The sequence below is a fragment of the Janthinobacterium sp. PSPC3-1 genome (assembly GCF_049896105.1).
In the GTDB taxonomy this organism is placed as follows: Bacteria; Pseudomonadota; Gammaproteobacteria; order Burkholderiales; family Burkholderiaceae_D; genus Janthinobacterium.
Genome location: NZ_JAFCTQ010000019.1, coordinates 111,246 through 122,044, shown reverse-complemented (window position 1 = coordinate 122,044; position 10,799 = coordinate 111,246). Strand labels below are relative to the sequence as shown.

The window sequence follows — 10,799 nt, the reverse complement described above, 5'->3', positions numbered from 1 at the left end:
CGCAAGGATCCCGCCCACTATCTGGCGGGACTGGAGAAACTGTGCGATGAGCTAAATGTGCTGACCTAGTTTTTTTTCGTCCTTCTTTTCTTGATGGTTCGGCTGGATGAAAAAAAGGCCCCGCACCGCGGAGCCTTCGATGGCAGACTGTCCTGCTTACGCGTAGCTGCGCAGGCGCAAGGAAAATTCCTGCAGCGACTTGATGCCCGACGCTTCGGCGCGCACGCACCAGTCTTGCAGCTTGTGCAGCAATTGCTCGCGCGTAAAATGCGAACGCTCCCAGATGGCGCCCAGCTCCACGCGCATATGATGCATGGTTTCCAGCGACTTGCTATGCTGGAACAACTCGGACAACTGCTCATGGTGCGCATCGGCCAGCTTGCCCGGCTCGCGCTGCATCAGCTTGCGCGACGATTTCAGGAAACGCTTTTCCAGCTCGGCCTTGTCCTTCAGGTGTTCCAGCTCTTCCTTCCAGGCCGACTTGATCGATTTGGCATACTTGGCCATCACGTCATAGCGGTTGGCGATGACCGACTGCAAGGTGTCGAAATCCGCTTCCAGCTTGCCGTGAGAAAACTTCGGTTCCGGCGCCAGCTTTTTCACTTTCGCCAGGCCCAGCATTTCCAGGCAGCGGATATAGGCCCAGCCGATATCGAACTCATACCATTTTGACGACAACTTGGCCGACGTTGCATACGTGTGGTGGTTGTTATGGAGTTCTTCGCCGCCGATCAGGATGCCGAAAGGAATGATGTTGGTGGCCGCATCAGCACAGTCGTAGTTGCGGTAGCCCCAGTAGTGGCCGATGCCGTTGATAATACCGGCCGCCGTCACCGGGATCCACATCATCTGCACGGCCCACACGGAAATGCCGATCACGCCGAACAGCGCGAAGTTGATGAAGAACAGCGAGACCACGCCCAGCCAGCTGTATTTCGTGTACAGATTGCGCTCAATCCAGTCAGTTGGCGTGCCATGGCCGTATTTGGCCATGGTTTCCATGTTTTTCGATTCGGCGCGGTACAGCTCGGCGCCTTCCCAGAACACTTTCTTGATGCCGCGCGTGACGGGGCTGTGCGGATCTTCTTCCGTATCGCACTTGGCGTGATGCTTGCGGTGGATCGCCGCCCACTCCTTGGTCACCTGGCCGGTGGTCAGCCACAGCCAGAAGCGGAAGAAATGGCTGGGAATGGCGTGCAATTCCAGCGCGCGGTGCGCCTGGTGGCGATGCAGGTAAATCGTGACGCTGGCAATGGTGATATGGGTCACGACCATGGTATAGGCAAAGACCTGCCATGCGGACAAATCGGTCATACCGGTTGCCATGAACTGCAGAACGTCGTGTAAAACGGAACTCAATGTCATTACTACTCCAGGTGGATGGGGCTTGTTCACGGTCGCGCCAGCAAGGCGCTGGCGGTCCGGCATCGTCGATTTTAGGCGTGATTGTACGCCCTAACGGGTGCGATCAGGCAATTTTGAAGGCAGCAGCGAGGTCAGGGCTGCGTGCTTGGGGGCGTGGGCGCCCCTTCTGTTTCGCCGGCCAGCGTGGCGGGCGGTGTGCCAATAATCCGCAATTCGCGTTGCGGGAATGGTACGGATACCTTATGTTGCTGCAACGTCCGCCAAATCGCGCGATTCACGTTCGACTTGACCCCGCCGGTGCCGTTTTCCGGGTCCGAGATCCAGAAGCCGATCTGCAGGTCCAGGCCATCGGCGCCGAAGCGCACCAGGGTGGCCGACGGCGGCTTGCTTTTCGATACACGCGGCACGCTGGCGGTCGCTTCTTCCAGTAGCGGGAAGATGACGTCGATATCGGTCTCATAGCCAACCGATACGGTGGCCGACAGCCACACCATGCGATTCGTGAGCGACATGTTCTGCACACCGCCCGAGATCAGCATTTCGTTCGGCACGATGGACTCAACTCCATCGCCGCCCAATAACACAGTATAGCGCGTATTGATCTGGGTGACTTTGCCGCTGAACTGGCCTACCGTGATCATGTCGCCGATGGTGAGGCTGCGGTCGAGCAGGATGATAAAGCCGGAGACAAAATTGGCGGCGATCTTTTGCAGGCCGAAACCGAGCGCCACACCGAAGGCGCCACCGAATACCGACAAGACCGTCAGGTCGATGCCCACCAGCGACAGGCTGACCAGGACGGAAACGAGGATCAGCACGGCGCGCCCCATGCGTGACACCACCACCTTCAGCGAGGAATGCAAGCCCTGCATTTTCATCAGGCGGTCGTCGAGCGCGGTGCCGGCCCACATCGCCAGCACCATCAGCACGGCGACGGAAATAGCGGCTTGCAAGATGGCAGCCACCGACACCTTGTTGCGCCCCAGCGGCACGACGATGCTTTCCAAAAATTCATGCAATTCCGGCCACAAGCCCGTGATATACAGGGCCATGCCCAGCCAGACCACCACCGTGAAGACTTTTTCCAGCAGCAGCATGGTGGGACTGATCTCGCCATGGCGGGCAAAGATGCGGCGCAGCACATAAAAGCCGAAACGCACCAGCGCCATCGAGGTACACAGGGGCACGGCAATGCTGAGCAGGTTGACGCTCTGGAACTTGGCCAGGAAATGCTGGGACACGCCCAGCAGCAGCGCCGTCAGCACCGGCGTCAGGATGCGGATGAAACTTTCGGTGCGAGCACGCACTTCGGCGCTGACGGGTGGCACGGCAGCATCGGCGCGCCTGGCCAACACGGCGCGCAGCTGGCGCACGAAGACCCAGCTCAGGGCCAGGCAGGCGATGATGACGAGTGCCTGCCACAAGATGGCGGGTTGACGAAAATCATCGACAAAGTCGGTGATCAGATTAAGCAGCGGAGTCTGGTTCATGGCGGATGCAGTGGAAGGTGTTACGGGATGAGCGAGTGCTCACGCCAGGCGGGCTGGCTGGTGACAACAGCGGCCGCTGCGAGTGCAGCGGCCGCCAGCAATGCTATTACTCGGCAGCGTCGGCGTCAGCCTCGTCGGCCGGTTTTTCGTCCGCATAGACTTTCTTCGGCATGATCTTGCGCTCGAACACGGCGGCAAAGAAGCCATCGGTCTGGTGCAAATGCGGCAGCAGTTTCAGGTAGTCGCCCATTTCCAGCTCGATCTTCTGCTCGGCCAGCACCTTGTTCATCGGCACCAGGGTGAAGTCGGGATGGGCGGCCAGGAACTGCTCGGCGATCGCATCGTTTTCTTCGTTCAGGAAACTGCAGGTGGCGTACACCAGGCGGCCGCCGCCCTTGACCAGGCGCGCGGCGCCGGCCAGGATCGCCGCTTGTTTCGCTTGCAACTCGACGATGGAGTTCGGCTGCTGGCGCCATTTGACGTCCGGATTGCGGCGCAGGGTGCCCAGGCCGCTACATGGCGCGTCGACCAGCACGCGGTCGATCTTGCCGGCCAGGCGCTTGATCTTGGCATCGCGCTCATGCGCGATCTGCACCGGATGCACGTTCGACAAGCCGCTGCGGGCCATGCGCGGCTTCAGCTTGGCCAGACGCTTTTCCGACACGTCGAACGCATACAAGCGGCCGGTGTTGCGCATCAGCGCGCCCAGCGCCAGGGTCTTGCCGCCGGCGCCGGCACAAAAGTCCACCACCATCTCGCCGCGCTTGGCGCCGACGATCTGCGACAGGATCTGGCTGCCTTCGTCCTGCACTTCGATGGCGCCGCTCTGGAACAAAGGCATGTTTTGCAGCGATGGCTTTTTCAGCACGCGCAGGCCCAGCGGCGCGAACGGCGTCGGCGTGCTCAGGATCGGTGCTTCGGCCAGCGCCAGCATCACGTCCTCGCGCGTGGACTTGAGCGAGTTGACGCGCAGGTCCAGCGGCGCCGGTGCGTTCAGGGCATCGGCCAGCAGCATGGTTTCGGCTTCGCCGAACTGGGCGATCAGCTTGTCAAACAGCCATTTCGGCATGTTCGAACGCATATTGGCCGGCATCAGGTTGCGGTCGATCTGCTTGATGCGTTCCAGCCATTCCACTTCTTCTTCCGTCAGGCCGCCCAGCGAATCGGCGCCCATCGCTTCGGCCAGGCCGAGAATGGTCAAACGGCGCATGGTCGGGCCATTGCCCGCTTCGGCGAAGTCGGTAAAGAACGATTTGTTGCGCAGCACGGCGTAGATGCCTTCGGCGATGGCGCCGCGTTCGCGCGAACCCAGGCGCGGATGGTCGCGGAAATAGCGCGACAGGGTGGTGTCGGCAGGCGCCGTGAAACGTAAAATTTCGCGCAATACTTCTTCAGCATTGGCAAGTATCGCTGGTGGCAATCTCATTGTTATTCTTCCTGTAATATTTTATTGAGGGTCCACGCGGACCTGGCCATGCTCTACCGACAGTTTATCGTCAATGAACAGGCGGATGGCGCGCGGGTAAAGCAGATGTTCCTGTACCAGCACGCGCGCCGATAAGCTGTCTTCTGTGTCGCCCGGCAAGACGGGCACGGTGGCGCTGGCCACGGCCGGGCCATGATCGAGTTCGGCGGTGACGAAATGCACGGTCGCGCCATGCTCCGTCACGCCGGCCTCCAGCGCCTGCCGGTGCGTCGCCATGCCCGGGAACAGCGGCAGCAGCGAGGGGTGGATATTGAGCATGCGCCCCGCATAATGTTCGACAAACGGCTCGGTCAGGATGCGCATGAAACCGGCCAGTACCACCAGGTCGGGCGAAAAACCGTCGATGACTAGCTGCAGGGCCGCGTCAAATTCGGCGCGGCTGGCGTAATCCTTGTTGGCAACGACTGCGGTCGCTATCCCATGTTCCGCGGCAAATACCAGGCCCTGGGCATCGGCCCGGTTGCTGATGACGGCGGCGATACGGGCCGGCCATTGCTCGGCTTTTGCCGCGCGCACGACCGCTTCCATATTGCTGCCGCGTCCGGAAATGAGGATAACGATATTTTTCATAGCGCGCATTGTACCCGCTATGGCGACGTGAATCTAGAAAGGCCGGCATTATTGTTGCGGCGCAACATGCGCCGGCACCGGCTGCGATGGCCAGGAACGGCGGCTATTCGAAGGAGTAAAAGACGCGGAACGGGACTTTTTTCTCGGCCCAGTACTCGGCCGCATCGCGAAACACGTCGAGCAGGGTTTCGCGCGCTTCCTTGTCGAATTTCTGGGTATTGGGCAGTTGCTCGAGCACCACCAGGAAACCTGCCTGGGGGCCGGCCTTGAACATGGTATCGGTCAGGCACAGGCGCAAGGCGTCGAAATTCTTGGCCAGGCTCTTGGGAAACAGGAACGCTTCCGCGATCAGGCCGATGACTTGCTGCTTGGTCAGGCCGGTGTTGCAATAGGCATATAAAAAGTGCTGCCCGAGACGAGCCGCCTCGTCTTGTAACTCGGTCACGCGGAAGGCGCGGATGGACTGGACAAGGTTGGGCGGCACGGTTATTAACAAACTCATTTTTCCCTCAAATCGACCTGTTATGTATGGATCTGTTGTGCTTGTTGCATTTGCCGCCTGCGGGTCAATACGCATGCGGCATATCGGTCGCCTTGATGAAGCCGCGACGGACTGCGTTTTTAAAGCCATACGCGTATTAGGGTAACGTGTTGTCCTCTGTGAATCAACCCGAATATGATATCAAACGCAAGATTTGTTACAAACCACGAGTTTCAACCGAGTTTCAATCTTTTGTATCGATTGAAAGTGCATGTTACAGACTGAGGGGCAAGGTGCTTCTGCTGTTACATTTTGTTGCCAGCGGTATGACACTCGCGGGCGCAGGCGGATTACACTGGATTCATGTTGTAAAACACAATCAAAACAACATCCAGATGCCAGACCCTGAAGATACTCTACATAACGAGGTAAGAAATGAACCTGCAAGCCAAATTGATCATGTCAGTCCTTTGTATCGGTGCTTTGCCACTCGCCCAGGCTACCGACTTTGAAGATTTCGGCAAGGTCGTGCGCGTCGTGCCGCAAGTGGAACAGATCAACCGTCCACGCCAGGAATGCCGTACGGAATACGTGCAGGTTCAGGCGCCGCCGCAACAGCGCAGCGCGGGCGGCTCCATCGTCGGCGGTATCGCCGGCGCCCTGCTGGGCAGCCAGGTCGGTAGCGGCAATGGCCGCACGGCCGCCGCCGCCGCCGGCGCGATTGCCGGCGCCGTGGTCGGCGACCGGGTCGACAACCAGAACAATTACCAGGGTGGCACGCAGGAACAGGCGATCAAGCAATGCCGCCAGGTCGATCACTGGGAGTCGCGCAACAATGGCTACCAGGTCACGTATGACTACCGCGGCCGCAACTACACCAGCATCATGTCGTACGATCCGGGCGAGCGCATCCGCCTGCGAGTATCCATAGAACCAGCCCAGCAATAAGCGCCTGCAGCAAGCCGCCATGCATGCCGGTCCCGAGGGGCCGGCATTTTTTATGGCAAGTTATAATGCGGCACACTTCCAGGCCCGCCTTATGCTTATCAAACGAAAATCCATCGAACAAGTCGAATCCTCGCGTCCCGCGCGCAAGCCGCGCTACGCGCCCGTCACCCTGTCTGAAATGGATGGCGTGCGCTATCTGCATTTCGGTACGGAATGGGTACAGGGCGCGATGCGCATCCGCAAGCCGGACTGGCCGGAGCTGGAATACGCGCAGCAGATGATGGCGTGGATGCTGTGGATAGCGCAGCCGCAGCGCGTGGCCCAGCTGGGCCTGGGCACGGCGGCGCTGACCAAGTTCTGCTACCGCCAGTTTCCGCAAACGCAAGTCGACGCGATCGAACTGAACCCGTCCGTGATCACCATCTGCGAGTCCATGTTCAAGCTGCCGCAAAACGACGAACGCCTGCACGTGCGCGAAATGGATGCGCTCGATTATGTCAATGACGAGGCCCACCACGGCACCCTGGACGCCTTGCAGGTCGACCTGTACGACGCCACCGCGCGCGGCCCCGTGCTCGACAGCGCGGAATTCTACAGCGCCTGCTGCGCCTGCCTGGCGCCGCACGGCATCATGACGGTCAATCTGTTCGGTGACCACCCCAGTTACGCCAAGAACATCAAGGCGATGAAATTTGCGTTCGAACAGGTGATCTGCCTGCCTGAAGTCCATGATGGGAACGTGGTGGCGATCGCCTTCAAGACCAGGGTAGCGCTCGATGCCGATGCGCAAGCCTCCCTGCTTGAACGCGCCAAACAGATCGTCGCCGACACCAAGCTGCCCGCCAAAACCTGGCTCAAGGGCATCCAGAGCACGCTGTAAGCCGCCCTGCGCGTACTTTGCCGGCGGCCATGAAAGGCGCCGGCCATGTCCCTTGTTTCCGCTCCGCTCGATCTGCAGGAAATCATTTCCTGGCTGCTGGCCGATGGCCATCTGGCCACGCCCGATATCGCCGAGATTCGTAGCCGCGCGCAAAGCCACTTGCAGCACAGCAAGGCCATCCACCCGCTGTGCGCGCTGGCCGACTGCCAGCTGCGCTCGGCGCTGGCGCCGCATGCGCCGCTCACCCTCGATACCTTGTGCGCCTGGCTGGCGGGCCGCGCCAGGCTGCCCTATCTGCGCATCGATCCTTTGACCATCGACTTCAGCCAGGTGGCCGACGTGATGACGGCCAGTTACGCGGCCCGCTTCAATATCCTGCCGGTGGAAAGCAGTCCTGAACGCATCGTCATCGCCACCGCGCAACCGTACGCCTTGGGCTGGCAGGCGGAACTGGGCCGGCTGGCGCCGCGCAAACTGAGCCTGGTGATCGCCAATCCTGTCCTGATCGCCGATTACATCGCGCAGTTCTTCAGCCTGGCAGGTTCCGTCAAGGTGGCACGGCAATCGTCGACGCAGGATCTGTCGCTGCGCCATAACTTCGAACAGCTGGTGGAACTGGGCCGTGGCAAGAGCAGCCTGGACGCCAACGACCAGCATGTGGTGCGCATCGTCGACTGGCTGTGGCAATACGCGTTTGCCCAGCGCGCCTCGGACATCCACCTGGAACCGAAACGCGACGTGGGCCTGGTGCGGCTGCGCATCGACGGCCTGCTGCACCAGGCTTACCAGGTGCCGCCGGTGGTGATGCTGGCCATGACGGCGCGCATCAAATTGCTGGGCCGCATGGACGTGGTGGAAAAGCGCCGGCCCCAGGATGGCCGCATCAAGACGCGCAACGCCGAGGGCCAGGAAATCGAACTGCGCCTGTCGACCTTGCCGACCGCGTTTGGCGAAAAACTGGTGATGCGCATTTTCGACCCCGACGTGGTGATGAAAAGCCTGGACCAGCTGGGTTTTCCACCGGCCGATGCACAGCGCTGGCGCGACCTGACGGCCCGCACCCACGGCATCGTGCTGGTAACGGGTCCGACCGGTTCGGGCAAGACCACCACCTTATATAGCACCCTGAAAGCGCTGGCGCGCAGCGAAGTCAATGTGTGCACGGTGGAAGACCCGATAGAAATGGTCGAACCCGCCTTCAACCAGGTCCAGGTGCAGCCCGAACTGTCGTTTGCCGACGGCGTGCGCGCGCTGCTGCGGCAAGACCCGGACATCATCATGGTCGGCGAAATCCGCGACCTGGCCACGGCCGAGATGGCGATCCAGGCGGCGCTGACGGGCCACCTGGTGCTGTCGACCCTGCACACCAACGACGCGCCCTCGGCCGTGACGCGCTTGCTGGAACTGGGCGTGCCAAGCTATCTGCTGGAGGCGAGCCTGATCGGCGTGCTGGCCCAGCGCCTGCTGCGCTGCCTGTGTGCCGAGTGCAAGCAGCAGGCGCCAGCACCCGGTGGTGCGCAATGGAACAGCCTGGCCGCCGGCCAGCTGGCGCGCCCGGACGCTTGCTATCGCCCGGTGGGCTGTTCAAGTTGCCGCCAAGGCGGCTACCGGGGCCGCACCGGCATCTATGAACTGTTGAGCGTCACGGAGCGCTTTGGCCAGCTGATCCGCGAAGGCGCCGACCTGCATGCGCTGCGGCGCCAGAGCTTACTGGACGGCATGACCCCGCTGCGCCTGGCCGGCGCGCAGCAGATCATCGCCGGATTGACCACCATCGAGGAAGTGCTGAAGATCACGGCGGCCCTGCACTGAGTTCGATCTCGCCGCAAAAAGGTTTTGCATTCTTTCAAAACCCATATATAATGCGGCCTCTTTCGGGTCGTTAGCTCAGCTGGTAGAGCAGCGGACTTTTAATCCGTTGGTCGCAGGTTCGAATCCCGCACGGCCTACCACGAATGCGCAGTACCAAAAAGCCTATCTTCCGAGATAGGCTTTTTGCATTTCCGGAGCCGCTTTCAGTCCAGCTCGTATTCCTGCAAATAGCGCGCAAACAATTCCCGGTCCGACAAGGGACACGCCAGGCCCGCGTTCCAGTCGGCCAGCAGCAATTGTTCCTGCAGCGGCAAGCGCAGCAGTTCCGGCATGCCGTCGCTGCACCATAGTTCCACCACGATGCCGTGCTCGTCGAGGCCGGCAAACAGGGTTTCCGTATCATCCCTGCCAAACGCCAGCACCTTCCTGCATTCCACGCGATAGCTGCCGTAGCCGGTAAACACGGCGTCGTACGGCGGCAATACTTCCATTACTGCCAGCCGCAACTGCTGCGCCGTGATGCCCAGCGCGACAAGCTTCGACGGCGGAGCTTCGCGCACATACATCTCGCTCCAGCCGGCGCCGCTTTGGTGGGCGTCGGCAAAGGCCTGCTGCTGGCCCATCTGCGCCTGGCAGTGTTGCAGGTTGTCGAGCGGCAGCAGCTGGACCTGGCCCTCGTCGTCTTCGTGAAAATAAGCTTCGCGCATCAAGGTTCCAGCAAGGCTTCCAGCTGCGCATTGCGGCGCGCCGTCAGGAGGGCGGCCCAGGTGTGGCTGGTGACGGACGGATAATGCACGGCGCCAAACGCCATCCAGGCGTCGCGATACTTGAGCCACAGGCGCTGGGTGTCGCGGATGCCATCTTTCTCGACGGCGCCAGCATAGTCTGGCTTGGGCTGCTTCATCAGCTTGCCGTAGATCACATTCAATTGCTTGTCGAGCGCCTGCGCCTGGGCTGGGGTCATGGTCGCCGGCAATTTTCCGGCCTCATATTGTTTCACGTCCTGCGCCAGCAATTCCAGCTCGGCCGTGCGCGCGGCGATGCTCATGGCGGCGCGCGCCGTGCCGCTCAGGTCGGTTTCCTTGCCGGCGCGGGCGTCGGCAAAGTTGGCCGTCGCCGCTTCCAGTTTCTTGAACGACGCCTGCGCTGCGGCCGGCCAGGCCTGGGTCGCCTTGCCACTGGCCTGGCCGCGCACGCGGTTTTTCTGGCGCGCGTCGATGGCGCTGCAGACGCCCATCATGTAGCCGCTGGTAATGTCGTCGCACAGGTCGATATTGCCCTGGCCACTGGCGGCCAGTTGTTGCAGGTGCTCGACCCGGCCCGCCATTTCGGCCGGCGCAGCGACGATGCTGCACGCATATTTCATGGCCAGCGGCGGCGCTTTCGTCACGCCCTGCCCGTTCTGGTACAACATCATCAGCACTTCGCTGTTATTGGTGGCCACGGCGCAATGGCGCACCTGGCGCCAGTCGTCCGGCTTGGGCGCGGACATACTCTTGGTATCGTAATACAGGTCGCTGGCCTTGCATTGCTGCAAGGACGCCACGGCGCTGGGCGCGGGCAGGTCGGCCGGCGGCGGCGCGGCCCTGGCCACCTTCATGCAGGCGGCATGCCAGGCCGTGGTTTCCGCCTGGCCCACGCCCATGGCGCTGGTATTCGGATACGGTGCGGCATCCGCGGCGCCGGACTGGCTGGCCAGCAGCGCGCCGGAAGCAAACAGGACCGTTTTCAATAAGGAAAGATAAATTTTCATGGGCTGGCAATGCA

10 protein-coding genes and 1 tRNA gene are annotated in these 10,799 nt (G+C 61.3%); 4 read left to right on the top strand and 7 right to left on the bottom strand.

Features of this window, described 5'->3' with window-relative positions; genetic code table 11:
- Positions 1 to 156 precede the first annotated feature (156 nt).
- The 5 genes from ACP7B7_RS19545 to ACP7B7_RS19525 all read right to left on the bottom strand — a co-directional run bounded on the left by ACP7B7_RS19545 (position 157) and on the right by ACP7B7_RS19525 (position 5,542).
- On the bottom strand, positions 157 to 1,314 hold the full coding sequence (locus tag ACP7B7_RS19545; protein WP_426077777.1) for a DesA family fatty acid desaturase: 1,158 nt from the start codon (positions 1,312 to 1,314) through the stop codon (positions 157 to 159).
- 182 nt (positions 1,315 to 1,496) lie between these two features.
- Positions 1,497 to 2,855 carry a mechanosensitive ion channel family protein gene (locus ACP7B7_RS19540; RefSeq protein WP_308924812.1) on the bottom strand — a complete coding sequence of 453 codons (1,359 nt, stop codon included), beginning with the start codon at positions 2,853 to 2,855 and terminating at the stop codon, positions 1,497 to 1,499.
- A gap of 106 nt (positions 2,856 to 2,961) precedes the next feature.
- Positions 2,962 to 4,281: an RsmB/NOP family class I SAM-dependent RNA methyltransferase gene (locus tag ACP7B7_RS19535; RefSeq protein WP_426077776.1), complete on the bottom strand. Its 1,320-nt coding sequence runs from the start codon at positions 4,279 to 4,281 to the stop codon at positions 2,962 to 2,964.
- Between the two features lie 21 nt (positions 4,282 to 4,302).
- Positions 4,303 to 4,911, bottom strand: coding sequence for a phosphoribosylglycinamide formyltransferase (gene purN, locus ACP7B7_RS19530; protein ID WP_426077775.1), 609 nt, complete (start codon positions 4,909 to 4,911; stop codon positions 4,303 to 4,305).
- Between the two features lie 103 nt (positions 4,912 to 5,014).
- Positions 5,015 to 5,542: a barstar family protein gene (locus ACP7B7_RS19525; protein WP_308924809.1), complete on the bottom strand. Its 528-nt coding sequence runs from the start codon at positions 5,540 to 5,542 to the stop codon at positions 5,015 to 5,017.
- A 285-nt stretch (positions 5,543 to 5,827) separates the two neighbouring features.
- Here ACP7B7_RS19525 and ACP7B7_RS19520 point away from each other — a divergent pair, with 285 nt between their 5' ends.
- The 4 genes from ACP7B7_RS19520 (at position 5,828) to ACP7B7_RS19505 (ending at position 9,172) form a co-directional block, all read left to right on the top strand.
- Positions 5,828 to 6,340 carry a glycine zipper 2TM domain-containing protein gene (locus ACP7B7_RS19520; RefSeq protein ID WP_426077774.1) on the top strand — a complete coding sequence of 171 codons (513 nt, stop codon included), beginning with the start codon at positions 5,828 to 5,830 and terminating at the stop codon, positions 6,338 to 6,340.
- A 91-nt stretch (positions 6,341 to 6,431) separates the two neighbouring features.
- Positions 6,432 to 7,220, top strand: coding sequence for a spermidine synthase (locus ACP7B7_RS19515; RefSeq protein ID WP_426077773.1), 789 nt, complete (start codon positions 6,432 to 6,434; stop codon positions 7,218 to 7,220).
- Positions 7,221 to 7,265: 45 nt separating this feature from the next.
- Positions 7,266 to 9,032, top strand: coding sequence for a GspE/PulE family protein (locus ACP7B7_RS19510; protein WP_426077772.1), 1,767 nt, complete (start codon positions 7,266 to 7,268; stop codon positions 9,030 to 9,032).
- A 64-nt stretch (positions 9,033 to 9,096) separates the two neighbouring features.
- A tRNA-Lys gene (locus tag ACP7B7_RS19505) sits at positions 9,097 to 9,172 on the top strand.
- 63 nt (positions 9,173 to 9,235) lie between these two features.
- On the opposite strand, the gene ACP7B7_RS19500 is transcribed toward ACP7B7_RS19505, so the two are convergent.
- Positions 9,236 to 9,739, bottom strand: coding sequence for a hypothetical protein (locus ACP7B7_RS19500; protein ID WP_426077771.1), 504 nt, complete (start codon positions 9,737 to 9,739; stop codon positions 9,236 to 9,238).
- Complete coding sequence (locus ACP7B7_RS19495; RefSeq protein WP_426077770.1) at positions 9,739 to 10,785, bottom strand: lysozyme inhibitor LprI family protein; 1,047 nt, start codon at positions 10,783 to 10,785, stop codon at positions 9,739 to 9,741. Before ACP7B7_RS19495 ends, ACP7B7_RS19500 begins: the two co-directional genes overlap by 1 nt.
- Positions 10,786 to 10,799: the final 14 nt, after the last annotated feature.